This is a genomic window from Streptomyces sp. Ag109_O5-10, assembly GCF_900105755.1.
Taxonomy (GTDB): domain Bacteria; phylum Actinomycetota; class Actinomycetes; order Streptomycetales; family Streptomycetaceae; genus Streptomyces.
Map to the genome: position 1 here is coordinate 2,368,499 of NZ_FNTQ01000001.1, position 26,848 is coordinate 2,395,346.

At 70.9% G+C, this 26,848-nt stretch carries 27 protein-coding genes; 11 read left to right on the forward strand and 16 right to left on the reverse strand.

The features are described from left to right. Positions 1 to 7: 7 nt before the first annotated feature. The 3 genes from BLW82_RS10860 (at position 8) to BLW82_RS10870 (ending at position 3,002) form a co-directional block, all read left to right on the forward strand. Positions 8 to 2,029 carry an acetoacetate--CoA ligase gene (locus tag BLW82_RS10860; protein ID WP_093498590.1) on the forward strand — a complete coding sequence of 674 codons (2,022 nt, stop codon included), beginning with the start codon at positions 8 to 10 and terminating at the stop codon, positions 2,027 to 2,029. 77 nt (positions 2,030 to 2,106) lie between these two features. After that, positions 2,107 to 2,454, forward strand: a complete 348-nt coding sequence (locus tag BLW82_RS10865) for an STAS domain-containing protein (RefSeq protein WP_256215749.1) — start codon at positions 2,107 to 2,109, stop codon at positions 2,452 to 2,454. A 98-nt stretch (positions 2,455 to 2,552) separates the two neighbouring features. Beyond that, positions 2,553 to 3,002 carry an ATP-binding protein gene (locus BLW82_RS10870; protein ID WP_093498591.1) on the forward strand — a complete coding sequence of 150 codons (450 nt, stop codon included), beginning with the start codon at positions 2,553 to 2,555 and terminating at the stop codon, positions 3,000 to 3,002. A gap of 70 nt (positions 3,003 to 3,072) precedes the next feature. Here BLW82_RS10870 and BLW82_RS10875 read toward each other — a convergent pair whose 3' ends face one another. The 3 genes from BLW82_RS10875 to BLW82_RS44360 are packed head-to-tail and all read right to left on the reverse strand — an operon-like array spanning position 3,073 to position 6,211. Then, positions 3,073 to 3,471: an STAS domain-containing protein gene (locus BLW82_RS10875; protein WP_218162367.1), complete on the reverse strand. Its 399-nt coding sequence runs from the start codon at positions 3,469 to 3,471 to the stop codon at positions 3,073 to 3,075. Beyond that, on the reverse strand, positions 3,468 to 4,547 hold the full coding sequence (locus BLW82_RS10880) for a cobalamin B12-binding domain-containing protein (RefSeq protein ID WP_177232912.1): 1,080 nt from the start codon (positions 4,545 to 4,547) through the stop codon (positions 3,468 to 3,470). Before BLW82_RS10880 ends, BLW82_RS10875 begins: the two co-directional genes overlap by 4 nt. Further along, the gene (locus BLW82_RS44360; protein ID WP_371131487.1) at positions 4,544 to 6,211 is read right to left on the reverse strand and encodes a PP2C family protein-serine/threonine phosphatase; all 1,668 of its coding nucleotides are present in this window, start codon (positions 6,209 to 6,211) and stop codon (positions 4,544 to 4,546) included. The genes BLW82_RS10880 and BLW82_RS44360 overlap by 4 nt, the downstream gene beginning before the upstream one ends. Positions 6,212 to 6,428: 217 nt before the next feature. Between BLW82_RS44360 and BLW82_RS44365 the strand changes: the two genes are divergently transcribed. Then, positions 6,429 to 6,764, forward strand: a complete 336-nt coding sequence (locus BLW82_RS44365) for an STAS domain-containing protein (protein ID WP_177232914.1) — start codon at positions 6,429 to 6,431, stop codon at positions 6,762 to 6,764. Positions 6,765 to 6,920: 156 nt separating this feature from the next. Here the strand turns inward: BLW82_RS44365 and BLW82_RS10890 are convergent, their stop codons facing one another. Then, positions 6,921 to 8,138, reverse strand: a complete 1,218-nt coding sequence (locus BLW82_RS10890) for a PP2C family protein-serine/threonine phosphatase (protein WP_093498595.1) — start codon at positions 8,136 to 8,138, stop codon at positions 6,921 to 6,923. Beyond that, positions 8,135 to 9,712 carry a sensor histidine kinase gene (locus BLW82_RS10895; protein ID WP_093498596.1) on the reverse strand — a complete coding sequence of 526 codons (1,578 nt, stop codon included), beginning with the start codon at positions 9,710 to 9,712 and terminating at the stop codon, positions 8,135 to 8,137. Before BLW82_RS10895 ends, BLW82_RS10890 begins: the two co-directional genes overlap by 4 nt. Before the next feature lie 125 nt (positions 9,713 to 9,837). Here BLW82_RS10895 and BLW82_RS10900 point away from each other — a divergent pair, with 125 nt between their 5' ends. After that, positions 9,838 to 10,206 (forward strand): hypothetical protein, encoded by a 369-nt coding sequence (locus BLW82_RS10900; RefSeq protein ID WP_256215750.1) that lies wholly within the window; start codon positions 9,838 to 9,840, stop codon positions 10,204 to 10,206. A gap of 3 nt (positions 10,207 to 10,209) precedes the next feature. Continuing rightward, the gene (locus BLW82_RS10905; RefSeq protein WP_093498598.1) at positions 10,210 to 10,641 is read left to right on the forward strand and encodes a response regulator; all 432 of its coding nucleotides are present in this window, start codon (positions 10,210 to 10,212) and stop codon (positions 10,639 to 10,641) included. 196 nt (positions 10,642 to 10,837) lie between these two features. Here BLW82_RS10905 and BLW82_RS10910 read toward each other — a convergent pair whose 3' ends face one another. Both BLW82_RS10910 and BLW82_RS10915 read right to left on the reverse strand, forming a co-directional pair. Further along, positions 10,838 to 11,137: an STAS domain-containing protein gene (locus BLW82_RS10910; RefSeq protein WP_093498599.1), complete on the reverse strand. Its 300-nt coding sequence runs from the start codon at positions 11,135 to 11,137 to the stop codon at positions 10,838 to 10,840. After that, positions 11,134 to 15,312 carry a SpoIIE family protein phosphatase gene (locus tag BLW82_RS10915; RefSeq protein ID WP_093498600.1) on the reverse strand — a complete coding sequence of 1,393 codons (4,179 nt, stop codon included), beginning with the start codon at positions 15,310 to 15,312 and terminating at the stop codon, positions 11,134 to 11,136. The genes BLW82_RS10910 and BLW82_RS10915 overlap by 4 nt, the downstream gene beginning before the upstream one ends. Before the next feature lie 333 nt (positions 15,313 to 15,645). Between BLW82_RS10915 and dps the strand changes: the two genes are divergently transcribed. Then, on the forward strand, positions 15,646 to 16,206 hold the full coding sequence (gene dps / locus BLW82_RS10920; RefSeq protein WP_093498601.1) for a DNA starvation/stationary phase protection protein Dps: 561 nt from the start codon (positions 15,646 to 15,648) through the stop codon (positions 16,204 to 16,206). Between the two features lie 333 nt (positions 16,207 to 16,539). On the opposite strand, the gene BLW82_RS10925 is transcribed toward dps, so the two are convergent. Then, on the reverse strand, positions 16,540 to 17,886 hold the full coding sequence (locus BLW82_RS10925; protein WP_093498602.1) for a PP2C family protein-serine/threonine phosphatase: 1,347 nt from the start codon (positions 17,884 to 17,886) through the stop codon (positions 16,540 to 16,542). 788 nt (positions 17,887 to 18,674) lie between these two features. Here BLW82_RS10925 and BLW82_RS10935 point away from each other — a divergent pair. Together BLW82_RS10935 and BLW82_RS10940 are read left to right on the forward strand one after the other, a co-directional pair. Continuing rightward, positions 18,675 to 19,691, forward strand: coding sequence for an SDR family NAD(P)-dependent oxidoreductase (locus BLW82_RS10935; protein ID WP_093498604.1), 1,017 nt, complete (start codon positions 18,675 to 18,677; stop codon positions 19,689 to 19,691). 137 nt (positions 19,692 to 19,828) lie between these two features. Continuing rightward, the gene (locus BLW82_RS10940) at positions 19,829 to 20,107 is read left to right on the forward strand and encodes a GlsB/YeaQ/YmgE family stress response membrane protein (protein WP_093498605.1); all 279 of its coding nucleotides are present in this window, start codon (positions 19,829 to 19,831) and stop codon (positions 20,105 to 20,107) included. Between the two features lie 134 nt (positions 20,108 to 20,241). Here the strand turns inward: BLW82_RS10940 and BLW82_RS10945 are convergent, their stop codons facing one another. Further along, the gene (locus BLW82_RS10945; protein ID WP_093498606.1) at positions 20,242 to 20,694 is read right to left on the reverse strand and encodes an ATP-binding protein; all 453 of its coding nucleotides are present in this window, start codon (positions 20,692 to 20,694) and stop codon (positions 20,242 to 20,244) included. Between the two features lie 166 nt (positions 20,695 to 20,860). Between BLW82_RS10945 and BLW82_RS10950 the strand changes: the two genes are divergently transcribed. Next, positions 20,861 to 21,286 carry an STAS domain-containing protein gene (locus BLW82_RS10950; RefSeq protein WP_256215751.1) on the forward strand — a complete coding sequence of 142 codons (426 nt, stop codon included), beginning with the start codon at positions 20,861 to 20,863 and terminating at the stop codon, positions 21,284 to 21,286. A gap of 4 nt (positions 21,287 to 21,290) precedes the next feature. Here the strand turns inward: BLW82_RS10950 and BLW82_RS10955 are convergent, their stop codons facing one another. From BLW82_RS10955 to BLW82_RS10980, 5 genes are all read right to left on the reverse strand, one after another. Then, positions 21,291 to 22,133 carry an RNA polymerase sigma factor SigF gene (locus BLW82_RS10955; protein ID WP_093498607.1) on the reverse strand — a complete coding sequence of 281 codons (843 nt, stop codon included), beginning with the start codon at positions 22,131 to 22,133 and terminating at the stop codon, positions 21,291 to 21,293. A 466-nt stretch (positions 22,134 to 22,599) separates the two neighbouring features. Next, positions 22,600 to 22,947 carry an ANTAR domain-containing protein gene (locus BLW82_RS10965; RefSeq protein WP_093498609.1) on the reverse strand — a complete coding sequence of 116 codons (348 nt, stop codon included), beginning with the start codon at positions 22,945 to 22,947 and terminating at the stop codon, positions 22,600 to 22,602. Positions 22,948 to 23,113: 166 nt separating this feature from the next. After that, positions 23,114 to 23,548, reverse strand: coding sequence for a DUF2267 domain-containing protein (locus tag BLW82_RS10970; RefSeq protein ID WP_093498610.1), 435 nt, complete (start codon positions 23,546 to 23,548; stop codon positions 23,114 to 23,116). Beyond that, positions 23,548 to 24,006 (reverse strand): DUF2267 domain-containing protein, encoded by a 459-nt coding sequence (locus BLW82_RS10975; protein ID WP_371131327.1) that lies wholly within the window; start codon positions 24,004 to 24,006, stop codon positions 23,548 to 23,550. The genes BLW82_RS10970 and BLW82_RS10975 overlap by 1 nt, the downstream gene beginning before the upstream one ends. 103 nt (positions 24,007 to 24,109) lie before the next feature. Beyond that, entirely contained in the window at positions 24,110 to 24,541 is a 432-nt protein-coding gene (locus BLW82_RS10980; RefSeq protein WP_093498611.1) for an Hsp20/alpha crystallin family protein, read from the reverse strand. Between the two features lie 127 nt (positions 24,542 to 24,668). Here BLW82_RS10980 and BLW82_RS10985 point away from each other — a divergent pair, with 127 nt between their 5' ends. After that, positions 24,669 to 25,301, forward strand: coding sequence for a type III effector protein (locus tag BLW82_RS10985; RefSeq protein WP_093498612.1), 633 nt, complete (start codon positions 24,669 to 24,671; stop codon positions 25,299 to 25,301). A 213-nt stretch (positions 25,302 to 25,514) separates the two neighbouring features. On the opposite strand, the gene BLW82_RS10990 is transcribed toward BLW82_RS10985, so the two are convergent. After that, positions 25,515 to 25,685: a hydrophobic protein gene (locus BLW82_RS10990; RefSeq protein WP_093498613.1), complete on the reverse strand. Its 171-nt coding sequence runs from the start codon at positions 25,683 to 25,685 to the stop codon at positions 25,515 to 25,517. Positions 25,686 to 26,129: 444 nt separating this feature from the next. Next, the gene (locus tag BLW82_RS10995) at positions 26,130 to 26,474 is read right to left on the reverse strand and encodes a MerR family transcriptional regulator (RefSeq protein WP_093498614.1); all 345 of its coding nucleotides are present in this window, start codon (positions 26,472 to 26,474) and stop codon (positions 26,130 to 26,132) included. Positions 26,475 to 26,848: the final 374 nt, after the last annotated feature.

A 26,848-nucleotide genomic window follows, 5' to 3' on the forward strand; every position in this document is an offset into this window, starting at 1 on the left:
CCACACCATGACCACCCCGCACTCCACCCCCGTCCCGGCGCCCTTCCTTCCGCCCGACCCGCAAGTGGCCGCCGGCAGCCGCATCGCGGACTTCGCCCGCTGGGCCGCCCGGCACCAGGGCGCCGAAACGATCCAGGACCCCACCGACTACCAGGCCCTGCACCACTGGTCCGTCACCGACCTGGAAGGGTTCTGGGCCGCGGTCTGGGAGTACTTCGACATCGACGCCACCACTCCGTACGAGCGGGTGCTCACCGAGGAGACCATGCCCGGCGCCCGCTGGTTCTCCGGCGCCACCCTCAACTACGCCCACCACGCACTGCGCAACCTGCACCCGGACGCCCCCGCGATCACCGCACTGGACGAGACCGGAGCCGGCTACGAGATCACGGGCCGGCAGCTGCGCGCCCAGGTCGCCTCGGTCGCGGCCACCCTGCGCGACCTGGGCGTCGGACCGGGCGACAGGGTGGTCGGCTATCTGCCCAACACCCCCCACGCCGTCATCGCCTTCCTCGCCACGGCCGGTCTGGGCGCCGTGTGGTCGGTGTGCGGCCAGGACTACGCACCCAAGGCCGCCGCCGACCGCTTCGCCCAGCTCGAACCCGCGGTGCTCATCACGGCGGACGGGTACCTCTTCAACGGCACCCGCCACGACCGCCGTACAGCCGCTCTCGAACTGGCCGACGCCCTCCCGACCCTGAAGGCCACGGTTCTCGTGAACCACCTGGGCCTTGCGTGGTCCGCGCCCCGGGCCGCGGGACCGACGGTTGCCTGGGAGGACGCGGCCGGCCGCACCGAGCACCTCGGGATCACGCCGGTGCCGTTCGACCACCCGCTGTGGATCGTGTTCTCCTCCGGCACCACCGGACTGCCCAAAGGGATCGTCCACGGCCACGGCGGCGTCCTGCTCGAACACCTCAAGACCCTCGGCCTGCACTCGGACCTCGGCCCCGGCGACCGCCTGCTGTGGTACACCACCACGCACTGGATGATGTGGAACCTGGTCGTCTCCACCCTGTTGACCGGCGCCACCACCTGCACCTACGACGGCAGCCCCGCGCCGGCCGCACGCCCGGACGTCCTGTGGGAGCTGGCGGCCCGGCACCAGGTCACCGTCTTCGGCACCAGTCCCCAGTACCTGCTGGCCATGGCCAAGCTGGGCATCGAACCCGTCGTGCACGACCTCTCGGCCGTCCGCGCCATCGGCTGCACCGGCTCCACCCTGCCCGCCTCCGCCTACCCGTGGGTCCGCGACCACGTCGGCGAGGGCGTCCAGCTCGCTTCCACCAGCGGCGGGACCGACGTGGTCTCCGCCTTCGCCGGCAGCGCCCCCACCACCCCCGTCTGGGCAGGCGAGCTGTCCGCGCCCAACCTCGGCGTGGCACTGGCGGCGTACGACGGCGCGGGACGACCGGTCGTCGATCAGGTCGGCGAACTGGTCGTCACCCGCCCGATGCCCTCCATGCCGCTGCGCTTCTGGAACGACCCCGACGGCAGCCGCTACCGCGACGCCTACTTCACCGCCTACCCGGGCGTGTGGCGGCACGGCGACTGGGTCACCCTCACCTCCCACGGCTCGGTGATCGTGCACGGCCGCTCCGACGCCACCCTCAACCGCAACGGCGTACGCCTGGGCAGCGCCGACATCCACGACATCGTCGAACGCCTCCCCGAGATCACCGAAGCCCTCGTCATCGGCGCGGAGGAACCCGACGGCGGCTACTGGATGCCACTGTTCGTCGCGCCCGGTGTCAGGCTGGACGACACCCTGCGCGAGAAGATCCGCGACGCCGTCCGCACCGGCGCCTCGCCCCGCCACGTACCCGACGAGATCCTCGCCGTACCCGCCGTCCCGCACACCAGAACCGGCAAGAAACTCGAGGTCCCGGTCAAGCGCCTGCTCCAGGGCGCGCCCGCCGAGCAGGTCCTCCAACCCTCCGCGGTCGACAACCCGGACCTGGTCGCCTACTTCGCCGACTTGGGAGCCGAACGCCGCCGGACCCGTCACCCGCACGCCGACCGCCCCTGAGGTGTGACAAGACTTACTGCCGGCCTGCCGCCGACGTGGCTGGTGAGCTCTCGCCCGACGGTGTGAGGATGTCGTCCATGCATGCAGCCCCCGAGCAGAAGGTGCACCTCACCCGCCATGAGCAGGTCTTCGTGATCACGGTGCGCGGTGAGACGGACCACGATGACACGGAGGAGTTCGCGACGGCCTGGGATGCGGCCGACCGAGCCGCACTGCCCACCACCGCGATCGACCTGACCCAGGTCACCTTCGCCGACAGCATGCTCCTCAACGCTCTTCTGGACGCCAGGCGCCGACACGAGTCCGGCGGCCGGCAACTCGTTCTCCTCGGCCCCCTTCCCGCGACGGTCAGCCGGCTGCTGACCCTCAGCGGGGCGATCAGCTACTTCACGATCGCTGACACGGGCTCCTCCCTCACCGGCTGAGGCCCGCGTTCATGAAGGAGACGCCAGCGGGTAGGCGACCTGACGCGCCAACCACAGGAAGCAATGAACAGGCAAGGCACAACCACGGGATCACGGTTATGGTCACCCCGCTCAGCAAGGAGTCGTCGGACCGCCCGGTCCCCCCGGCGCAGTGGCGGTACAGCGCAGTCTGGGGCGGCACCGAAGGCCTGATCGCAGATGCCCGGCACGCCGTACGCGCGCTGCTGGCCCAGGCAGGGCACCGCCCCGACCAGCGGTCGAGCCAGGACGCCCAGCTCGTCGTCAGCGAGCTGGTCACCAACGCCGTCCGTCACGCACCCGGCCCCGGCGCTCTCCTTCTGGAGGTCGCGCCCGACGGAGCCGAACTGCGGATAGCGGTGCGCGACAGCTCCCCTGACCCGCCGCGTCTGCAGTCGCCCGACCCCGGGCGCGTCGGCGGACACGGCCTCCGCCTGATCACACGGCTCTGCGACCGGCTGTACACCGTCGACCCGGGAACCGGCAAACAGGTCGTCGCCCACCTGAGCCTGCACCGATCAGAGGACTGATCGCGCCCGGACCGACCTCAGCGTCGGACACGAGGACGGCGATGACGCTCGCCGGCCATGAGCGTGCCGGTCAGGTGGCGCCCGCGCCGGTGTAACCGTCGCCCTCCTGATGCTCGTGCGGGTCCGCGCGGCTGGTCGGCGCGGTGAGGTGGTTCAGCACGTTGGTGAGGTGGAGCATGCGGTCCAGGAAGTCCGGCCGACGGTCCAGGTGCAGAGTCGCGCCGACGGCGGCGGTCCGGCGGTGGATCATCAGCAGGGCGGACAGGCCCGTGGAGTCGATCCAGGTCAGATCACGGAAGTCCAGGCGTACGTCGCTGAGCCGGACGGACTCGGCCGTGAGGTGCCGGACCACCATGTCGACCAGGCCGTCGCTCGTGTCGTAGTCGAGCTCGCCGCCCACCCACACGGTCAGGGTGGTGGACTCGCGGAAGACGGTGACGCTGAATTCAGGTGAAGACATATCGGTCATGCGTGGATGTCGGGGTCGGGGACAGGGTGGATGGGACCGCCGCGCAGGGCGACTCTGCCCGAGTGGAGCAAGCCGACGGTGCGGGGGAACTCGCGCAGCTGCTCGGCAAGGGCGTCGAGGCCGGCCACCACGGAGTGGGCAGGCACGTGCCTGGCTTCGAGGACGTCGGCCGTCCAACCGAGAAACTCGGTGAAGACGTCGGGGTCGTCGACGTAGAGGGCGGTGGCCAGGAAGTCGATGATGTGAGCGACGTCCTCGGCCGTGCGCTCGCGCTGCGCGTCGGTGTATGCGCGCATGGCCGGGAAGCGGCTTTCGAGGTCGGCCAGGGTCTGCTTGACGAGCCGCGGGCGGGACAGGACGACCATCGTGTATTCCTGGTCGGCCAAGTGCGGCAGATCGTCCGCCACTTGACGGATCGTGGCCGGCCCGGGCCGCTCGATGCCCGCTTGGAGCACGGCGGCCGCCCCGCGGGCGTCGGCCGCCCACTGGTCGGCGCCCAGCGCCCGGGCGTGACGGCCGTCGCGGCCGAAGGCGCGGCCGCCGGCGAGGACGGGGACGCCTATGGCCTGACAGGCGGTGATGGCAGCGTGAGCGGCCGGCAGGTGGGTGGGGACGGAGCCGGACAGCAGGACGGCGCCGGGGTCGGTGTGGTGCAGGTGCGCCACCAGATGCGGCGTGGGGGTCTGGGCGCCGAGGTAGTCGACCTGCCAGCCGCGCAGGACCAGGACCTCGGTGACGAGCCGGGCGGGGAAGGCATGCCATTCACCGTCGATGCAGCTGACTGTCACCCGGCCCTTGCGGGGTTCGCGCGTCGGGCGACGGTGTGCGAGCGAGGCGACGATCCGCTCGTTGATGGCGGTGGCGGCGTGCTCCTGAGCCACGGTGATGCGATCGGCGGCCCACTCGAGACCGACCTTCTCCTGGACGGGCGCGATCACGTCCAGCAGCAGCCTCTCCTCGTCCACGCCGTCGGCCGCCGCCTGGTGGACGAGGCCGGCGGCGCGGTGTTCGTCGCCGTCGACGACAGCCTGCCACAGCCGGTCGGACAGCTCTGCCGTCGCGTCCGAGGGGCTCACGTGTTCCTCCCGCCGCCTCGCCCGCCCGTTCCGTTGAGGACGGTCAACGGACCTGTTCTGGGGACGCTGACGGCGACAGCGGCCATGTCGTCGTGACGGCCTCCGCCGACCCACTGGGAGGCCAGCATCTGCACCCGTTCCACAACCGCTTCCGCCGGCAGACCCGCGCACTCGGACAGCGCCCGCCGCAAGCGGTGCTCGCCGAAGAACTCGTCGCCCAGCGGGCCGCCGCGCGCTTCGGTGATGCCGTCGGTGTAGAGCAGGCATGTCTCTCCCGGCGCCAGCGTCGTCTCCACCGTGTCGGCCGTGACCGTCGGCAGGGCACCGACCAGGGTGCCGTGCGTGGCCGCCTCCTCCACCGTGCCGTCGGCGCGAACGATCAGCGGGGGCAGATGTCCGGCGCTGGTCAGCCGGACCAGGGCTCGGGTGCCGCGGCGGCGGACGGAGGCGAGCACCAGGGTGGCGAAGCGGGTGTGGTGGGAGGTGAGCAGGGCCCCGTTGAGCAGATTGAGCACCCGCTGATGGTCGTCGCTGAGCGGCAGCAGCGCGTGCAGCGTGTTCCGGATCTTGCCGGTGAGCACCGCCGCGTCCAGCCCCTTGCCCGCGACGTCGCCCAGGACGACAAAGGTGTCCTGGGAGGGGTCGGGGCCCGGGTGGACGTCGTAGAAGTCCCCGCCGACCCGCTCGTGGTCCTTCGCGGCACGGTAGCCGCCGGCGTAGTCCACCCCGTGCACCCTGCTCAGCCGAGGCGGCAGCAGTTCACGCATCAGGGTGGCGGTCACGGTGGCCTGTTCAGCGTAGAGGCGGGCGGCGGACAGGGCCGCGCCGGCACGGGCGGCGAAGAGGCGCGCGAAGACCTCCTCCCCGTCGGTGAAGCACTGCTCGACGCTGGAGCGCAGCAGCACCAGGGCTCCGGCGGGCACGCCGTGGCCGGGGAGCGGAGCGACGATCACGGACCCGACCGGTCCGGCGAAGCCGTCCGGGAGCACCCAGTCGGGCAGGTCGGCGGGGTCGATCCAGCGGGCCGGCACGGGCGGGAAGCCCTGGAGCGCCTCCGCCAGCCCCGGCACACCGGCCACATCGACCTGCCGCGCGACCTGGCTGACGGGGCCGCCCCGGTTGGCGTAGGTCAACGGATACCGCCGCCCCTGCGACGGAGCGACGAGGACGGCGGCGTCGGCGAGGTGTTCCGCGGCCAGGGACGCGGCCACCTCCATGCAGCGGGACACGTTCAGGGTGGACAGCAGTGTGCTGGAGACGTCCGAGAGGATCTCCGTCCGCGTCCGCGCTTCGCTCAGCGCGGTCTCGGCGAGGCGGCGGTCGGTGTCGTCGACCAGCCACCACACCACCTGTCCGGCGTCGGCAGCGGTGGGATGCGCTTCGTAGTGGCGCCCGTTGATCGGTCCGCTCAGCGGGCCGGCCGAGCTGTCGCGCGGCCCGCAGGCAACACGCTGGTGAGCACCGGCGAGCCAGGCCGGGACGTGCTCGCGCAACGGGTCGCCGCTCGCCGCTGCGGGCAGAAGGGCCCGGGCGGACGCATTGATCTCGACGATGCCGCCGTGCCTGTCGACGATCAGAACGGGATAGGGGGCCTCAGTCCACGTCGCACCGACCAGGCGGCCGGCATCGGGCGGACGGGCGGAGATACCGGGGGAAGCAGTCACAAACGGAGGCACGCACGGCGCGCACCTCACCACCTTCCTGTCCTGGGAAACAGATGTCTTGAGGCAACAGTCCCGCAATGCGCCCGCGGTTGCAAGCAGTCCAGGCGGCAGCGCAGTTCGCCCGGCGCGGGGACCGCTAGCCTGGTGGACGGACCACGAAACGCCGCCGACAGGTTCGGCGGCCGACATTCCACCGAGCAAACCGGAGGTGACGGCGGTGCTGCATGTTACCGAGCGGGCCGGTGACCGAGTCGTCGCACAGCTGCCGGAGGACGTGGATCTCCACAGCACGCCCGGCCTGCGGGCGGTGGGCGACCGCATGATCGACGAAGGCTGCCGGCACCTGACGCTGGACTGCTCCGGCACCCTCTACCTGGACTCCACCGGCATCAGCGCGATCGTCGTCTGGTACCAGCGCCTGGATGCCGTGGGCGGCTCACTGACGCTGTCGGAGGTCAACGAGCACCTGTACTCCCTGCTGACCCGACTGGGACTGCACACCGCCATCACCATCACTCCCGGCACAGCCACCAGCGACAAGCAGGGTTCCTGAGAGCTCGCGCGGCCGGCAACGCCGGATCGGGTCGGGTCCCGCGCCCGTTCGCATCACTTCGGCGTCCGTGACCGTACTCTTCTCAACCCCCGGGGATCGCGTCCGTCGCGGCTGCCGTCGGCTCCGCGCGGCCGGGGACCGAGCCGACCAGCCGGGTCATGACGACGACCGGGTGCGCCCGACACTGGCGGTACGGCCGGACACCCCTGTCTTCCAGTCCAAGCGGAGCACGGCGAGGTCGTCGGTGTGGCGGTCCGCGTTGAGCGCCCGGGTGCGGGCGATGAGTTCGTCGAGGTGGGTACCGGGATCCGGCGCGCGCAGGGTGTCGATGATGCGCAGCAGGCCGTCCACGCCGAGCCTGGTGCCGGTGGCGTCGGCGAAACCCTCGATGAGACCGTCGGTGTAGGCGATGAGCGCGCCTTCGGCGGGCAGGTCCAGTGTGGTACCGGGCCAGTGGCCGAGTCCGGGTGCGATGCCGAGTGCGATGCCGTGGGCGGCCCTGACCTGCCGGGTGCCGTCAGGGGTGGTGACGAGGGGTTCGTGATGCCCGGCCAGGTGCAGGGTGAGCGTGGCGGCCGCCGGGTCCAGGGTGATCAGGGCGCAGGTGGTGAACAGGTCGCTGCCCACGCGCTCGGCGATGTGTATCTGTTCCAGCAGGCGGAGCAGGTCCTGGTCGCGGTGGCCGCCGAGGATGAGTGCGCGCCAGGCGATGCGGAGGCAGACACCGAGGGCGGCGGCGTCGGGACCGTGGCCGCTGACGTCGCCGACGATGGCGTGAACCTGGCCGTCGTCGGTCTGGACGACATCGAGGAAGTCGCCGCCCAGCAACGCCTGGGCCCGACCGGGGTAGTAGCGGCTGGAGGCGGTGACGGCGGTGGTGGACAGCAGCGGTTCGGGCAGCAGCCCGCGTTCCAGGCGCGCGTTCTCCTCCGCGCGCAGGCGGCCGATCTGCAGGGCGGCGTTGGCCCGTTCGGCCTGCTTGCGCTGGACGGCGTAACGGACGGCCCGCTGCATCAGTTCCGCTTCGACGTTGCCCTTGACCAGGTAGTCCTGGGCGCCGGCGGCGAGGGCGTCGACGCCCGCGCGGGCCTCGTCCAGTCCGGTCAGCACGATGATGGCGGCGTGAGTGTCCGACTGGATCGCGTGCACCGTCTCCACCCCCGCGGCGTCCGGCAGGTGGAGATCGAGCAGGACGCAGTCGACGGGGCCCGATTCCAGCGCCCGGCGCGCGTCGGCGGCCGTGCGGCACCGTGTCAGGGAGTGCGGCAGGTCGGTGTCGTGCAGGAGTTCCTCGACCAGGAGGGCGTCCCCGTCGTCGTCCTCCACCAGAAGCAGGGCGTACTGCTCGTCCTGGCCTGCGGCTGGAGCGGTCACGGCTGTGTCTCTCTGTCCGGGGCAGCCGTCGCGGCCGCGAGAGCGGGGAGGGTGAGGACGACGCGGGTACCGAGCCGGTAGTCCGGGTCGATCCTGATCGTGCCGCCGTGGAACTCCACGATCTTCTTGCACATCGCGAGGCCGATTCCGGTACCCGGGTAGGTGTCCTTGGTGTGCAGCCGCTGGAAGAGGACGAAGACCTTCTCCCGGAACTCCGGCGCGATGCCGATGCCGTTGTCGGTGACCGTGAACTCCCACACCCCCTCGTCGCACACGGCGCCGACGTGGATCCGCGGCGGCCGGTCGGGGCTGCGGAACTTGACCGCGTTGGACAGCAGGTTCTGCCACAGCATGCCCAGCTGGGTCCGGTCGCCGACGACGGTGGGCAGGGCGTCGTGGGAGACGGCCACACCGGCCTCCTCGACGCTCACACTGAGGTCGTCCAGCGCCCTGGCGAACACGTCCTCCAGGTCCACGGTCTGGTGCTCGTTGTGGACGCGGCCGACCCGGGAGAAGGCCAGCAGGTCGTTGATGAGGGTCTGCATGCGGTTGGCACCGTCGACGGCGAAGGCGATGTACTGGTCGGCCTTCTCGTCCAGTTGTCCGCCGTAGCGGCGTTGCAGCAGCTGGGTGAAGCTGGACACCTTGCGCAGGGGCTCCTGCAGGTCGTGGGAGGCGACGTAGGCGAACTGCTCCAGCTCGGTGTTCGACCGCTTCAGGTCCTCGGCCTGCTCGTCCAGCAGCCTGCGCGCCCCTTCGCTGAAGCGCAGCTCCTCCACCAGCCGCAGGCGCATGGAGTCCAGGTCGGCAGCCAGTCGGCGCAGGTCGGCGGGGCCGGTGCCGACGAGGGAGCGGTCGAAACGGCCCTGCGCGACCTCGCGCGCGGCCGAGCCCAGCTGCCCGAGCGGGCCGGTGACACCCCGGCGCAGGGCCTCGAAGACGAGCACCGCGACCAGGAGGATGACCAGGCTGATGACGGAGAACATCCAGTTCCGCAGGTTCACCGCGTCCCGCAGCTCGCGCGTCGCCGCCACCCGCTCCTGCTGCAGCCGAGCCTGCTGGCGCTCCAACGCCCGCCGCAGTGCGTCGAAGTCCGCCTTGCCCTCGTCGGCCCGCGCCTCGGCGATCTTCGCTGCCTCCGCGGGGGGAGCCGCCGCGACGGGCCCGCCTATGTGCTGCTGCCAGGCGTCGGCGTGCCCCTCGACCTCGGCCAGGTCCGCGAGCGCCTGACTGTCGCCGCTGAGCAGGGGCCGCAGGAGCTTGAGTGCCGTCTGTTCGTCGGTCACGCCCTGGGTGTAGGGCTGAAGGAAGTCCCGTTGGCCTGACACGCCGTAGCCGCGGATGCCGGTCTCCTGGTTGACCAGAGCCGATTCGAGACGGATGGCGGCGACCAGTGCCGGGGTGCGCCGGTCGACCAGCGAAGCCGTGATCTGCGACGTGCGCCACATGGCCCAGCCGCCCAGGGACCCCAGCACCGCCAGGACGACGAACGCGCCGGTCACCCCCGCGCGCAGCCAGCGACGGGTCGTCCAACCGGCGAACGCGCCCGGGGAATCCGACGGCTTGCTTGTCATCGTTGTGGCTTCTCTCCCTCGAACGGCGTTTCTTGCCGCCGTGCAACAGTGGGCGGCAAGCACACTGTACCCGCGCGTCGACAACGTATGTTGTCCGGCGGTGTGCCGGGCAGTAGAGTGACGCCATGCCTGATCCGTCTCCCGCTCCCCGCCGCCCGGGCGAGGATACGGCCGCGCTCGTGGCCCGGCTGGTGGACGAGGTCACCCGGCGCCTTGCACTGGAGACCGCCCTCCCGCCGACGGAACTCACCGACAGGGCCGACGAGTCCCGCAGACACGCCCTGCTGCGCCTGCGGGTCCTCACCGACGTCAAGCAGGCAGTCCGGCACCTGGAGGACCAGGCCGCGCATGCCGCCGCCGCGAGCGGAGCCGGATACCCCGAGATCGGCCAGGCGGTCAGCATGAGCCGGCAGGGAGCAAGGCGCCGCTGGCCCGGTCTGCTCACCAACGGCACAACCAACCCGATCCATCACCCCCCACACCGGAGCACCTGAATCATGGCTGCCGCCGCAACCCGCCCCTACGACGTCCTGCTGGTCGAGGACGACATCGCCGACGCGATGCTCATCCAGGACGCCCTCACCGAACGCGGTACCCGCAACCTCACCCAGGTCTCCGACGGCATCGAGGCGCTCGACTACCTGCGCAACCCGGACAACGCACGCCCCGACCTCATCGTGCTCGACCTGAACATGCCGCGCATGAACGGGCGCGAGTTCCTGGCCGTGGTCAAGGAGGACGCCGAACTTCGCACCATCCCGGTCGTCGTCCTGACCACGTCCGCCGCCCCCGACGACGTCACCGGCGCCTACCATCACCACGCCAACGCCTACGTCACCAAGCCCGTCAACCTCGAGGAGTTCGAGGCGGCCGTCCGCAGCATCGACGCCTTCTACCTCGACATCGCCGTCAAGCCCCCCAGGAAGTAGAACGGCGCGGCGGGCGTCCGACGCCTGCGCACATGTGCGAGGTTCACCGACGGGCCGTGCTTCGCCGCGGTGACCGTGGGCTGCCCATCTGTCGCCGCCTGGCGGTCGTCCGGCTCCGGGACGCGACAGGGGCTCGCGGGACCGGTCGTCACGCGGCCGGCGCGGTCGGAGACCTCGCCGTGCACCCTCCCGCTCCTCAGTCGTCGGGGCCGGGACGGTGCACCGTGGCCAGATCGGCGAGGCCGGAGACGGTGAGTACCGGCTCCAGCAAGGGAGTGACGACGAGTTCCAGCCGCTCGGCGTGGGCGAAGAGCACGCTCAGTCCGGCGCTGTCGAGGTACTCCACCGCGGTCAGGTCGAGGACGAGGGGACCCGGCTTGCCGACGAGGGCGTCGTCCAGGGAGCCGGCGTTGCTCATGTCGATCTCGCCGCTGATGGTGAGACAGGGAGTGCCGTCCGGGCGCCGACCGGGGGTCACGGTGAGCGGAGTGGTCATCGATCGATCCTCAACTGCATGTCGACGGTGGTGCCGGACGGACCGGGGGTGATGGTGACGTGCTGCATCATGGCGCGCATGAGGGCGACGCCGCGGCCGCGGTGGGTGTTCTCCTCGGGTTCGGGGACCTTCCACAGGCCGCTGTCGGCGACCGTCAGCCACAAATCGTCCGCGCGCGCTTCGGCGCGCAGCCGCACGGCTTCACCGGGGTTGTGCCGATGACCGTGCTCGACGGCGTTGGCGCACGCCTCCCCCGCGGCGACCAGGACGTTCTGCACGGTGTTCGCAGGAAGATCGCACCGCGCGAGCCAGTTGCGCAACGCCTTGCGGACCGGTGCCAGTTGAGCCGACTCAGCGGGGAAGGACATCTCCAGCGGCGTCGGATGACGGTAGAGCAGCAGCGCCACGTCGTCGTCGTAACCGCCGGCCGGTGCGAGCCGTGACATCACCTCGGTGGCGAGGTCGTCGACGGGCATGGCGCGACCGTTCTGCACGGCTTCGCCGGCCTGGTCGATCCCGGCGCTGAGCGGGCGACCGCGGCGTTCCACGAGTCCGTCCGTGTACAGCAGCAGCGTGGCCCGCGCGGGCAGGGTGCACGCCGCCTCCGGACGCCTTCTGCCCGGCCGCACGGCCAGGGGCAGGGAACGCCCTTCGTCCAGCAGGCGGGTGGCGCCGTCCGGGTGTGCGAGGATGCCCGGCGGGTGGCCGGCGCTGGAGTACGTCAGCTCGCCCGTGCCCGGATCGAGGACACCGCAGAAGACGGTGGTGCACAGGGCCCCTGGAACACTCGCGGCGAACTGGTCGAGGGCCATCAGCGTCCGGGACGGGCTGGGGTCCTGCAGCATCAGCGCGCGGCACGCGCTGCGCAACTGCCCCATGACGCTGGCCGCCTCCAGGCCCCGCCCGACGCAGTCGCCGACGACGATGCCGATCCGCCCGTCAGCCAGCGCCACGGTGTCGTACCAGTCGCCCCCCACCTCCAGCGGGCGGGTCGCGGGCTCGTAGCGCACGGCGAAACCGGCGGGGAGCCGGGCCGGTCCCAGGATGGCGCGTTGCAGTGCGATCGCCGTCCGGCGCTGCTGGTCGATCTGGTGCGCCCGTACCAGTCCCTGGGTGAGGTGTCCGGCCAGCAGCGAGAGCAGGAACCGGTCCTCGGGGGTGAAGGGCCGGTGTTCGCCCAGATCGATCCACAGGGCCAGGGGACCGTCGGGGTGCTCCAACAGGATCCCGGCACCGCTGTCCCCGGCGACCGGCGTCAACGGTGTCTGGCGGCGCAACGCCACGAGTGCGTCCCGGCGCTCGGCGGGCAGGTCCGCCCACCTCAGGTCCTCCTCCGCGGCCGTGACCGCCGGTACGTCGCCGCGTTCGAACAGGGCGGCCACCACGCTCCGCGCGCGCCACAGGGTCCTGAGTTCGACGAGGGCACCCGACAGCGCCTCGGGCAGACTGGCGGCCTGGGAGAGCGTCGTGCCCAGCGCGGCCAGTGCCGTCTCGCGCCGGACCGCGTAGTGCTCCGCGGTGACGTCACGGAAGGTGCCGACGGTGACCCGGCGCCCGGTGTCGGGGTCCTGGGCCTTGTTGAAGGTGACGGCCACCCACAGGCGGTGCCCGTCGCGATGGGTGACGGGAACGGTATGGGAGCCCTGGTCCCGTCGCAGCAGACCGGCGAAGGCGTCACCGACCTGACGGTGCGCCTCGGGGCCGGTGGCGGCGTCCGGCCACCACGGCTGCGGCGACGTGTACGGCAACTCCTCGGGGCCGTAGCCGAGGATGTCGGTGAAGGCGGTGTTGATCTCCACGACGGCGCCGGACTCGTCGCAGACGAAGAACGCCTCCTGGAGGGAGTCGACGAGCGCTGTCCGCCACCGGACGTGATGGCCGCGCAGCCGGGCCAGTTCAATGATCGCGCGCACCCTGGCCAGAAGTTCCGCGACGGCGAAGGGCTTGACCAGGTAGTCGTCGGCGCCCGCCCGCAACCCCTCGATCGACGCCTCCTGTCCTGCCCGGGCCGACAACAGCAGCACCGGCACCGAGGCGGTACGGGTGTCGCCGCGCAGCCTCGCCACCAGCTCAAGCCCGTCCAGCCGGGGCATCATCACGTCACTGACCACAAGGTCGTGCAGGTCCCGGCGGACGGCGCGCAGTGCTTCCACCCCGTCGGTGACGGTGGTGACCTCGTAACCCGCCTGGCCGAGCACGCGGGCGAGGTACTCGCGCATGTCGGCGTTGTCGTCCGCCACCAGCACCCGGGCGCCCGCCGCGGGTCCGGAGCCGGTCGCGACGGCGTCCGCCTCGGACCGCACTCCCGAGCTGCCGTCCGCGGTGCCGGTGCCGTTTTCCGGCAGCCAGCGCAGCGCCTCCTGGACGTAGGGGTCGGCGGTGACCGGGGCCGACGAGCCGGCCGCTTCGGACACCACTGCCTCCGGGGGCAGATGGGCGTTCCCGAACGGCAACCGGACGGTGAAGGTGGTGCCTTCCCCCTCTCGGCTGGCGGCCGTGATGGTCCCGCCGTGCAGACCGACGAGCTCCCGCACCAGGGCCAGCCCGATGCCGCTGCCCTCGTTCGAGCGGGAGCGGGCGTTCTCGATGCGGTGGAAACGTTCGAACAGCCGGGGCGTCTCCGGCTCCGGGACTCCGATACCGGTGTCGGTGACGGTGACCACGGCGTCCGTGCCGTCCCGGTGCACGCCGACACGGACCGAACCGGTGAAGGTGAACTTCAGCGCGTTGCTCAGCAGATTGAGCACCACCTTCTCCCACATGCCGCGATCGACGTACACCGGCTCCGCCAGGGGCGGGCAGTCCACGTCGAAGGCGAGCCCGGCCCTCTCCATCGCCGAGCGGAAGACGCTGGCCAACTCCGCGGTGACCACGGCCAGGTCCACCGGTTCGTAGCGGGCCTGCATGCGGCCGGCCTCGATCCGGGAGAAGTCCAGCAGCGTGTTGACCAGCTTCCCCAGGCGCAGTCCGTTGCGGTGGACGAGGTCGAGTTCCCGCCGTACGTGCTCCTCGGCGCCGGCGAGCCGGGTCCGCAGTTCCTCGATGGGTCCCATGATCAGGGTCAGCGGGGTCCGGAACTCGTGGCTGATGTTGGAGAAGAAGACGGTCTTGGCCCGGTCCAGTTCGGCCAGTTCCTCGGCCCGCCGCTGCTGCGCCTCGTAGCTTCGGGCGCTGCCGATGCCGGAGGCGATGTGCCCGGCGGTCAGCTCGACGAACCCGCGGTAGCCCTCGTCCAGTACGCGGTACCGGTTCAGGGCGGCCACCAGGAAGCCGTAGGGCACGCTGCCCTGCTGCAGCAGGGGGACCACGAGTGCCTCGACGGGTGGTTCGGGCCAGTCACCGGCAGGCAGATCAGCGAGGGCGTCGCTCGCGAGGGGCACCAGGGCCGTCTCCCCTGCGGCCGGCGCCGCGACGGGCCACGCGCTGTCGGGGTCCTCGATCCGGAGGACGGCCGGCGCGGCCGGATGGGCGACGGGGATGCCGGTCGAGCCGGCCAGCCGTGCGGTGGATCCGTCGAAGAGATACGTGAGGGTGAAGGGCAGATCCTTCCGGTTGCGGTCCAGTTGCCGGTCTGCGAAGGCCAGCACCTCCTCCTCGGTGCGGATCACGCTCGGGTCCGAGCCCAGATCGCGCAACGTGGCCATGCGCCGCTCGCCGATCACCCGGTCGGTGTCCTCGCTGACCACGCACAGCATGCCCACGACGGCGCCGGCGTCGTCGCGCAACGGGCTGTAGGAGAAGGTGTGGTACGTCTCCTCGCTGTACCCGGAACGCTCCAGGAACAGCAGGAGGCCCTCGTCCCAGGTGGCCTCGCCGGTGGTGAGCACCGCTTCGATGCGCGGGCCGATGTCGTCCCAGATCTCGGCCCACACCTCGTTCGCGGGCCGTCCCAGGGCCCATGGGTACTTGCGGCCGAGCGTGTCACGCCGGTACGCGGCGTTGCAGAAGAAGGTCAGCTGCTCGCCCCAGGCCATCCACATGGGGAACCGGGAGGACAGCAGAATGCTGACGGCCGTCTGCAGGCTCTGCGGCCAGTCCCGAGGCGGGCCGAGCGGGGTGGCCGCCCAGTCCACCTCGAGCAGGTCCGGGCCCACCTCGTGGTCGGCGGTGAACACGTCGCCGTCTCTCGCCGGCGGCCGCGGCCCGTGTCCGGCCGCCTGATCCGAATCGTCCATGCGGTATCCCCCCCCATGCCGGCCCTCCACCGGGCCGCACCGTCGCCGAATGCGTACTCGAACAGCTTCTGACCACGCGCCACTACCCCTCTGCCCGCGAAACCACCACCGACGCCGGCGGACGCACCGCCCCGGGGCCCGCGAGCGACGGTGCCTGTCGCCTCGCCTCCTGCCGTGACCCGTGGAACACGCGATGCGCGGGGACGCGGGCCCGGGCGGCCGCAGTGGCCGCGGAACCGGATCGGCGCCTTCCTCTCCCATGTCTGAACTGGGCGAACCAGGGAAGCCGTGGTGGGGCAAGCCCCCATATTCCGCCGAGAACCGAGGTGAACCATGGCGCAGGATCTGACCCCGAAGTACACGGTGCCCGGCATCGAGCGCGAGGCGGCAGGCAGGCTGATCGGACTGCTCCGGCTCCGCCTGCACGCCCTCAACGATCTGCACCTGACGCTCAAGCACGTGCACTGGAACGTGGTCGGGCCGCACTTCATCGCCGTGCACGAGATGATCGACCCGCAGGTGGACCGGGTCCGGGACATGGCCGACGACGTGGCGGAACGCATCGCCGCGCTCGGCGGCGTCGCGCCGGGGACACCAGGCGCCCTGGTCGACGAGCGCACCTGGGACGACTACTCCATCGGCCGCGCCGACGCGATCGCCCATCTGGGCGCGCTCGACCTCGTCTACACCGGAGTGATCGAAGCCGTCCGCGCCGCGATCAAGGAAGCGGGCGACATCGACACCGCCACCGAGGACCTGCTCATCGAGCAGTTGCGCGACCTGGAACAGTTCCAGTGGTTCGTGCGGGCCCACTTGGAGAGCGCGGGCGGCACTCTCGCCACCGGGCAGGCCCAGACCGAGGAGGACGCGGCCAGGGCCGCGGAGCGCGGCTGAGCGGACCCGCCTCGGCGGGCCGGGAAGTGCCGACTTGGCACCGGCAGCCGAACGGGTCCTGATGGTCGCGGCTCACCCGTACGCCGTGCGGCGGCTGGGGACCACCACTCCCCCGTTGCGTCTGGAGTGCCCGGTTCGTGACAGGCAGGGCGGTGTTCCCGCCGTCTCCGACCCGGCGCGGCGCGGTTCCCGGACCTGACCGGCCGCGGCTTCACGCGGACCAGGCGAATACCAAGTACGTCGGTGACATCACCTCAACCGCGTGCGCGGCGACCTCGTTTCCCACCGCGACCACGGGCGCCGACCACGCGTGAACCGCCCTTGGTGCCGGCTTCAGGAGGCTCGGCCGCCGGTGGCATCCGGGAGGCGGATGGCCAGCAGGGCGACGTCGTCGTCGTTGTCGTGGGGCCGGGCGCGGTGGAGCAGCTGGTCGGCGAAGGAGTCCAGGTCGCGGTGGGCCAGAGAGGCGGCGTGCCGGCGCAGGTTCTCCATCCCCTCGTCCAGTGGCTGTCTGCGGGATTCGATCAGACCGTCCGTGTAGAAGACGAGTGTCGAAGCCGCGGGGAGAGTGACGCGGGCCTCGGCACGTGATCGGGGCGAAGGCATGCCGAGGAGGAGCCCGTTGGCCTCGGTGAGGTAGCGCGTCAGGCCGTCACGACCGACGAGCAGCGGCGGCGGGTGGCCGGCGCTGGTCCACCGCAGCTGCCAGGCGCCGGCCGCGTCGACCGCCAGCCGGGCCAGGATCACGGTCGCCATGCGGACGTCGGTGATCTCCATCATGGCTTCGTTGAGATGCTCGACGATGCCGTGCGTCGGCCGGTCCTGCGACCAGGTGAACGCGCGGATCATGTTGCGCAGCTGCGCCATGCCGGCCGCCGCTTCGAGGTCGTGACCGACCACGTCACCGATGACGAGTGCGGTGTCACCGCCGGGAAGGTGGAACGCGTCGTACCAGTCGCCACCGACGTAGGAGGCGTCCGGGGCGGAGAGGTAGCGGGCGGTCATGCCGACACCCGGCAGACACGGCAGCTGGGGCAGCAGATAACGCTGCATGGTCTCGGCGACCTGGCGCTGGCGCTGGTAGTGGCGGGCGTTCTCCAGCGCCAGGCCGATGCGCCGGGCGATGTCCTCCAGCAGGGCCAGGTCGTGCGTGGTGAAGGCCACACCGTCCTCGGAGCGGCCGAGCGTGATCGCGCCCAGTACCTCCCACGGCCCTCGGATCGGGGCGATCACCGCGGTCTTGATCCCCGTCACGCGGAACAGCTTGCGCTGCTCGACGGCGATACCGCTGTCCGGTTCGACTTCGTAGGTCTGCGGGCCGGCGAGATTGGAGGCGACTCCGCGCAGGGCTCTGGACAGGGGCATGGGCGAAGCGTCGGAGACCGGAGGCATCGGTCCCTGCAGGTCTTCACGCACTGTGAGGCCTTCGGTATCGGAATGGACCACCAGATACCGCGACACATCATCACTTTCCGTGATCAGGTCGATGACGGCCCAGTCCGCGAGACGCGGCAGCACCAGGGCGACCACACGGTGCAGCGCCTCGTCCACGTCGTTGTTGGAGATGAGCTGGGCTGTGGTGTCCGCGAGCAGGGCCAGCCGTTCCAGCTCCGACAGGGTACGGCCGCCCCTTTGCGACGGGACGGGCCGGACCGCGGGGTCGGCTATGGCATCGGTCATGACCGCTCCTTGTCGAGCCGTGCAACGCGGCGCAGAACGGGGCAGTCAAGGTCCGCCAGCGCGCTCACCCGCTGTGAGCGGACAACGTTCCCGGCGGGTGACGGCGAACACCCGGCTCCCTGTGATGCCAGGCGATGTGCTGCGGTCGGTGCGTGACGATATGAGAACTACCTAGTGAGGCTGCTGTTTCCCCAACAACCGACCGAACGGCGGCCACAAAAAGCCGCAGCTTCATTTGTAGCACAGGCGTTCTCGCGGACACCGCGTCGCGCTTGTCGGTGCCCACGCCACGAGGATAGTCGCGTGCGCGGCCGGTGAGCAGGGTCTCTGGCAGGTCGGGCACGCGGTGGAACGCGCAATGCCAGGTCTTCCACGCCCGGGCCGGATCGGTGGAGATGTTGCGGGGAAAAGCGGGGAGAGCGAGAGCGACTGCCACCCGTCCGGGGGATGTTCGGAAGGTCGCGGGTGTGGCCTTGAGCGGCCATGCCGGAGCGGCGGCCCGCGGTTCATCCCCGTGCCGGGCAGGATCGGCGTCGCCAGGCCGTGCGGCGGCCGGCTCGCGTTTTCCGTCATACCGAGCGGACACTCGCCACAGCGGAAGGAACGGAAAGGCACAGACCGGCAGACGTGCCGGGCCCGGGAGAAGGTGGGCCGCCATGATCATGCAGGCCGGGAATCCGGCTGCGGGCCGCCGGAAGAGGGCCAGGCCTCGGGGGCTCGCCGTTCGCAGCGACGGAACATCGCACGGGCGTGCCAGCAGCGCCCTGTGAGGACAGAGAGGCACTTCCATGCCGACACCAGTGATATCCCGGACACCTGAATCCCTTCACGGCCTGTCCGCCGTGGTCACCGGTGGCTCCCGAGGTCTGGGCCTGCTCATCGCCGACGAGTTGATGGACCGCGGCTGCCACGTCACGCTCGTCGCGCGGGACGCCGCCGAACTGGAGCGGGCCGACGGGCTGCTCCGGCAGCGGCATCCGCACGGCTCCGTCCGCACCGAAGTGGCCGACGTGCGGGAGAAGAAGGCCCTCGCCGATCTCTTCCACCGGACGGCGGCGGTCTGCGGGGGCGTGGACGTGGTCGTCGCCAATGCCGGCATCATCCAGGTCGCGCCTGCCGAGACCGTCGGCGCGGCCGGATTCGACGACGCGATGGGCACCGTCTTCCAGGGCGCGCTCAACACCAGCCTCGAAGCACTGCCCTACCTGCGCGAGAGCCGCGCCGGGGGGAGGCTGGCCCTGATCGGCTCGGTGGGCGGTCTGCTCGCCGTGCCGCACCTCCTGCCGTACTCGTGCGCCAAAGCCGCCGTGGGAGCCCTGGCCGAAGGACTGTACGTGGAGGCGGCGCGCGACGGCGTTTCCGTGACCGCGGTACATCCGGGTCTGATGCGCACCGGCTCGCATCTGCACGCCGTGTTCGGCGGTGACCGACGACGCGAGTTCGCCTGGTTCTCCGCTCTCGCCGGCACCCCGCTGCTGTCGATGGACGCACACCGCGCGGCCGGCCGCATCGTCACGGCCGTCCAGCGGCGCCGTCTCCGCCTCGTGCTCACCCCCGCCGCCCGCGTCGCCGACAAGGCCCACGGCCTCGCCCCGGCGCTCACCGCACGGCTCAGCCACGCGGCGGCCGCGCTGCTGCCGGCCGCCGCGGACGAACCGGAGCTGCGTCCCGGCCTCGACATCGAACCGGCAGTCCCCCGCACACTCGGGGAACGCCTGCGCTCCGTGGGCAGCGCGCTGAACGACCGCGCCGCCCGCGCCTACAACCAACGCCGCCACACCGCCGTTGAAGGACACCGGCACTGACCCACGCCGAAAGCTCCGGCGCCACCCGCCCGGTCAGGAGCCGGCGGCGCCGAGACCTGGACGAGACGTTTGTTCGTATCCGATCGGAGCACACGATGAGCTGACCCAGCCCTTGTCCGAGGAAGCGGAGACGCACCATGGGAATCATCGCGTGGATCATCATCGGCCTGCTCGCCGGCGCCATCGCCAAGGCCCTGATGCCGGGCAAGGATCCCGGCGGCATCATCGTCACCATGCTCATCGGCATCGTCGGTGGTCTGCTCGGCGGCTGGCTCGGCAAGGTGATCTTCGGTGTCGACTCCATCGACGGGTTCTTCGACCTCTCCACCTGGATCGCCGCGATCGTCGGCTCCCTCATCCTCCTCGCCCTGTACCGCCTGGTCACCGGTAACCGGCACGCGCGCCGCCACGCCTGAACCGCCGAAGGCACACGCCGCCGCCCCTGATGGCTCCCGTCCCGGTTCACCGGACGGGAGCCGTCAGCATGTACGGCGCACCAGGGCCGACGGCGCCGAGCGCAGGAGCGTCGGGCGTGAACGTGAAGCAGACGTCAGGCCGATGGGCGCAGATCAATCCGGGCGGTGACCCGTTTGCCGGCCGCGTCGGGCAGAACAGTGAACTCGGCCGCAACAGCCTGCACGATCTCCAGGCCGTGCCGGCCCACCCGGTACGGGTCCGCCCGCTCGGCCACCGGAATTTCCGGATGGCTGTCCCACACCTCCACCTCCACCGCCGCCTCCGCCCGGCGCAGCCGCAACAGAACGGGGCCGGGTGCGTGCTTGCAGGCGTTGGTGACCAACTCGCTCACCACGAGCTGAGCGAGACCCAGGACGCGCTCCGACACCGTCGAACCAAAGCCGGCGGCTGCGGCCCGGGTGAGAAAGGCGGCAGTCCGGTGACGGGCCTCGACGATGCAGGAACCTTCCCCCGACAGGGCGATGGTCTCCTCGACCCCCGTTGAATTCGGCCCCTGGCAACACTCCCGCTCCGGGTCCCCGCCCATCCGTCCTGCCACTCCCGCCTCAGTCGCGCACGCCGTCCTCCCGGGCGGTCGTCCCTCGCAACGTGTACCTGTGGCAGGGCCATCCGGGGGTACTACCAGTACCATGCGGGAGCAGATCCTCGTCGAGGAAGTGCTGCAGGGCGGCACCGACACATGCTGAGGAGCTGTGACGGACAACGACAATTGGCACCTTTCGATCGCATGCCGCCGAACCGGTGGCGTCAGGGTAATCACGGCCTGCGGCGAGATCGATCTCGACAGCGCCCCACAGCTCCTGGACGCCCTGACCGCCGATGGCGCTGCCGCTCCGGTGACGGTGGTGGATCTCAGCGGCGTCACCTTCATGGACTCCAGCGGCATCAATGCCCTCATCGCCGCTCATCACGCCGCACAGCACCATGGCGGCCAACTGCGACTCGCGGCTCCGAGCCCCTCCGTCTCCGAGATCTTCGGCATCGTCGGCCTCACCGAGGTCGTCCCCTGCCATCCCACCCTTCGCGACGCCCTTGACGCCTGCCCCCGGCAGTCGGGCGGACCGGACGTGGCTGATGCCCGCCACAACCGCGGCGGGCATCAGAACGGCACCTCGTAGAGGGTCAGCTGGTCGTGAGCATGCCCTCACGCAGCCGGGCCAGGCACCGGGACAGCAGCCGGGAGACGTGCATCTGCGACACGCCCAGGCGCTCGCCGATCTGGGCCTGGGTGAGCTCCTCCACGAACCGCATGTGAAGGAGACTCCGGTCGCGCTCGTCGAGTCCGGCGATCATGGGGGCGAGGGCGTGGCAGTCCTCCACCAGTTCCAGCGCCGCGTCCTCGGTACCGATGAAGTCCTGCAGGGCGCTTTCGCCGTCCTCGCTGCCGTTGATCGCAGCGTCCAGGGAGGAGGAGTTGTAGCCGTTGGAGGCCAAGCGGGCCTCCACGACCTCCTCTTCGGACAGGCTCATCAGCTCTGACAGTTCCTTGACGGTCGGGTCACGGTCGAGCCGGGTACGCAACTCCTCCGTGGCCTGGGCGAGCTGGACGCGGGCCTCCTGGAGCCGCCGCGGCACATGCACGGCCCAGGTCGTGTCGCGGAAGAAGCGCTTGATCTCGCCGACGATGTAGGGGATGGCGAAGGAGGTGAACTCCGCCTCCCGGGACAGCTCGAACCGGTCGATCGCCTTGATCAGGCCGATCATGCCCACCTGGACGATGTCCTCCATCTCCTCCGGCCCGCGGCTACGGAACCGGCCGGCCGCGTAGCGGACCAGGGACATGTTCATCTCGATCAGCGTGTTGCGGGCGTAGCTGTACTCCGGCGTGCCCTCCTCCAGGACGGCCAGCTGCCGGAAGAACAGCTTCGACAACTCGCGAGCGTCCTTCGGTGCCACCCGGGAAGGATCGGCGACCTCCGGCAACTCGGCCGTCCGCGTCTGCGTTGCCAGCGTGCTGGGTGCCATGCTGACTCTCCTCCCACGATCGATAAAACCACTGCCGGCCTGCCGGAACGGCCCGCCGACCGTGCGCGTACCCCGCCAACTCGCGTTCACTCCTGCCGTCTGGTCCGCCCAGCGGATCGAGCCGCTTCGCGGTCCTCCCCCTCCGTCATGAGCCGAGCCCAGCCAGGGTGGCACGGTACCGGACGTGGACATCCCCACGTCCATAACGGACCTGACGGATTCCGTGGTTGAGCGGAGCCAGGTCGTACGAGCCGAACGCCCTGCCCCGCGACTCGGCGTAGGCCATGGCGGCCTCGGCCCCACGGATGTACCGCAGCGCACCCAGCAGCATGGGCACGCCAGGCCGGGAACGGCCGGCCGACCAGGCGGCGCTCCGCGCGTTGCCGCGTCTCCCCACCCCCACGCTCTCCGGCCGCCCGCTGGTCGCGGACCCGGCTGCGGCGAACGGAGATGCCCGTGTACGCGCTCAGACGGACCCAGTCTGGGACAGAGCGGTCTCCAGCGCCTGTCGGATGTCCGGGGACAGCTCCTGGTCGGCGGGCCAGGCGACAATCTGTTCCGCGACCTCCCGGAGTTTGATGTTCGTTTTCTGGGAGACCGTCCGCAACACTCCGAAGCCTTGGTCGGGGTGAAGGCCACCAAGGGATATGACCACGCCGATGGCCTGGTCGATCACCGCATGCGAGATCACGGCTTCCTGCAGCTGGCCGATTTCCCGCTGCAACTGCCCGATCTTCCGAGCGAGCTCTTCCGCCCCGAGGGCGTCGGCGTCGGCGTCGAACGGTGACGGGTCCTCCTGGTCGTGGTCCGTCATGTTCCTCTCCTGGCAGGCCGTCCCGGGGGCCTGCCCTCTCTGGTCAGCGCGTTCTCTCTTGCTTGACGCGGCACGTCGTTCCTGCGGTGGGCCGGGGGCGAGCCCGGGCGCGGGGCGGCCAGAGACGGCGGTCGAAGCTGTCCGCCCCGAGCACGCTGGTTGCTGATTACGCGGCGGGAGTGAGTTCGGCACGCCCGAACAACAGCGCGTAGCCGGACGGGAGTCGGCGCAGGATGCGGGTCAGCAGGTCGGGGCCCGCACAGGCGGCGACGGCGGCGAAGACGGATCCGGTGTCCCAGCGGGTCGTGGCCTGCGAGGCGCCGGCACGGGTGGCGAGGTCCTTGACGAACGCCCAGCCGGTGAGCGGCCGGGTGTCGGGGATCTGGGCGGTGAGGATGCGTGCGGCCTCGAAGGGCAGGCGGGCGGCCAGTTCGACGCGTTCGTCGCCGGTCAACTGGCGTCCCAGCCCTGCCAGAACCAGGCGGACGGCTTCCTCGGCCTTCTCGCGGGTGGGGTAGGCGCCGTCGTAGCGGACCTTCTCCAGCATCTGCTCGTACGCCCTGTCGGTGGGCTGCGGGAACGGTGCGGGTCGGTCGGACATCACTGCGGTGGTTGCCTTTCTGTCACCAGGGTCGTGGTGGCCGGCGTGCGGTCACCGGTGGGTGGGTGGTCGGTCGGGCCTGGGGCGGTCCGAGGAGCAGGTCGTGGCCGGAGGAGGAGCTGGAGCGGGACCTGGTTCAGCAGGTGGTCGCCGACGGCGTCGTCGGCGGGACCGAGGACGGCGCTGACGTCCTGGGCTGCGGTCTGCTCGGCGACGCCCTCAATGCGGGCCTCCGGGCCGCGCTCGCGCGCAGCAACCGCTCCGGGGGGCGACGGCGCGGCGCTCTGCAGCGGATTGACCAGGATCAGGGCGAAGCCGATCGGCGGAGGCGCCGCCGACTCCAGTGTGCGCCCAGCAGGGGGAGCACCACACGGGCCACGCGTTCGGCCTTCGCGCACGGTGCCGTGCTCGCCGCGCTCCCTCACCCTGCCGAGGAACGCATCTCGTCGCACCGTCACGCCAGTCGCCGGCCTTCCTCGGTCCCAGGAGGGCGCGGAGGACGGGCAAGAAGGGCGAACAGGTACCCGTCCTCCGCCGCTGCAGAGCCCTTGCCGGTCCGGCTCAGCCGGAGATCTCCTTGCGGCCGGGCCCCACGCCGATGGCGACCTTGCGGGGCTTGGCACGCTCGGCGATCGGGATGCGCAGGGTGAGCACGCCCGCGTCGTAGTCGGCCTTGATGTGCTCGGTGTCCAGCGTGTCGGCCAGCACCAGCTGGCGGGAGAAGACACCCAGCGGCCGCTCCGACAGTTCCATCTGCACGTCGTCGGCCTTCGCCACCGGCCGGCGCTCGGCCTTGACGGTCAGCATGTTCCGCTCGACGTCGATGTCGATCGCGTCCGCAGTGACGCCGGGGACGTCGAAGGCCACCACGTACTGGTCACCCTCGCGGTAGGCGTCCATCGGCATCGGCGACGGCCGCGACCAGGTGCCCGGGCCCATCAGCTGCTGCGCCAGCCGGTCGAGCTCACGGAAGGGGTCGGTGCGCATCAACATCGGAATACACCTCCAGAAGGTTCGGGCAGTGACTGCCAATGCGCCTCACGGAAACCGTTGTAGCATGTCATCCAATGGATGACAAACATGACGTCGTCCGAAGGACGACAAAACGAGGGAGGTGCCCATGACCCCGGCCGATCAGCCGGCTTCACCCCGCGCCTACGCGCACAGCCCGGCGTCGTTCCTCGCCGCCGCGGCGGCTCTGGAGGCCATAGACGAAGCCCTGAGTACCGCCCAGCACGAGGACCCCCACGCTCCCGGCGCTCCCGAGGTCGGCACGGACCAGGCCCTCGCGTCCCTCCTTCTGCTACGGCAGGTCCGCGAGCGGCTCGCCGGATGGGAAACCGGCCTGATCGAGACCGCCCGCGACGCCGGAGCAAGCTGGGCCGACCTCGCCCAACCGCTGGGCGTCGCCAGCCGCCAGGCCGCCGAACGCCGCTACCTGCGCGGCCGTCCCGGCCCGGCCGGAACCACCGGCGAACAGCGCGTCCAGGCCACTCGTGAACGCCGCGCCGCCGAACGCACCACCGCCACCTGGGCCCGCCGCAACGCGGCCGACCTGCGCCGCATCGCCGGCCAGATCACCGCCCTCACCGACCTGCCCGGCGCGGCCCGCCAACCGCTCAGCCGGCTCCACGCCGCCCTCGCCCAGGACGACCCCGCCGAGCTCATCCGCCCCCTCGGCGACACGCGTCCCCACCTGGCCGGCGCCCACCCCGACCTCGCGGCACAGCTCGACACCCTCACACCTCCCTGATCTGCCCCGTCGCTCCAGGCGTCCCCGCGACCGGGCATTCTGGCCGACCGACGACCGAGACCCTCGGTTTGTTCACCCCGCCGACGGTCTCGCGCCCGATGCCCTCGGTTGCGGCCCAGCGCAGGCGACACGCGCGAAGGACGCGAAGGACCCGTCCGGGTTCCGGACGGGTCCTTCGGCGACGTGCGAGAGCCGGGTCAGGTGGTCAGGTGGTCACCATCGGTACCAGCGACCCCGGCCACCCCCCGTGGTGGTGGACCTCATCACGAAGCCGAGGAGCCACACGACCAGAACGACGACCGCGACCCACCAGAGGACCTTCAGGGCGAAGCCCGCGCCGAACAGAATGAGTGCCAGAAGAAGAACTAGAAGCAAGGGAACCATGGTTATCAACCTCCTGCGCCCCGATTGCCCTGCGGTCGTCCGTTCATTCGTGGATGTTGCCTTGTTTATGGAGGGAAACTCGGGGCACTGCATGAGACTTACCGGTTGCGGCCCGCCCCGTCGGTGGGGAAGAAGTCGCGGCCGGAGTCGTTCGGCAGGGGGGCTCCAGGTCGTACGCCGTCGCCAGACAGACGTATCCAGGCATGGCCACCGACGGGACGAGCGAGCCGCGCCTGCGCGGTCCATCAACGTGGCTTGAGAGGCTCAGCCCTGCGCGGACCGGATCGACCCGGGTCCGACCTCGTAGGGCATCTCGCCGTCGGCACCACCGAAGCGGATGCAACTGGGCAGCTGGACTTGAATGGCCAAGGACCCCGGCCGGCGCGTCGGGGTCCTTGGTGTGGTGCCGGTCGGTCGGCGTCGGGGCCGCACCCGGCGTCCTTGTCAGGCCGGGGTTTCCGACTGCGACTGGCCGCCTTGGGCGCGCAGTTGCTCGTTGATGCGCTGAGCTTCTTCGAGCTGGTCTTCGAGGATGACGATGCGGCACGCGGCTTCTACGGCGGTGCCCTGGTCGACGAGTTCGCGGGCGCGGGCGGCGATGCGCAGCTGGTACCGGGAGTAGCGGCGGTGGCCGCCTTCGGAGCGCAAGGGTGTGATCAGGCGGTGTTCGCCGAGGGCGCGGAGGAAGGATGGGGTGGTGCCGAGCATCTCGGCGGCCCGGCCCATGGTGTAGGCGGGGTAGTCGTCATCGTCGAGGGAGTCGGCGGGCCGGGTACTGCGAGGGGGCATAGACCTCTTCTTTCGGGGGATGCGTCGGGGGGCCCGGGTGCCGTACTGGCACCCGGGCCCCGAGCTTTCAACACCATCTACCGGCCGACTGCGTCGGCCTTCTTTTTCCGCAGGCCCGCCTGGGAGGGCTGGGCTGCGGGGATCGCGGATGCGTGACCGGGGACCACCTTCCAATCCGGGGCCTTGCGGTACCCGGGCGGACTTTCTCCTCGCCCGGGCGATCCTGATGGCGTTCTGCTCCTTACCTCGGCTACTCGGTTGTACTGCTGGATAACGCGGGTGCTGCTCGCGGCCCCTTCGGGTCGCGTCCTGCTTGACCTGCATGCACGGCAGTTCGTGTCTGCCGTGCCCACTTCGACTTCCTGAGTACAAGA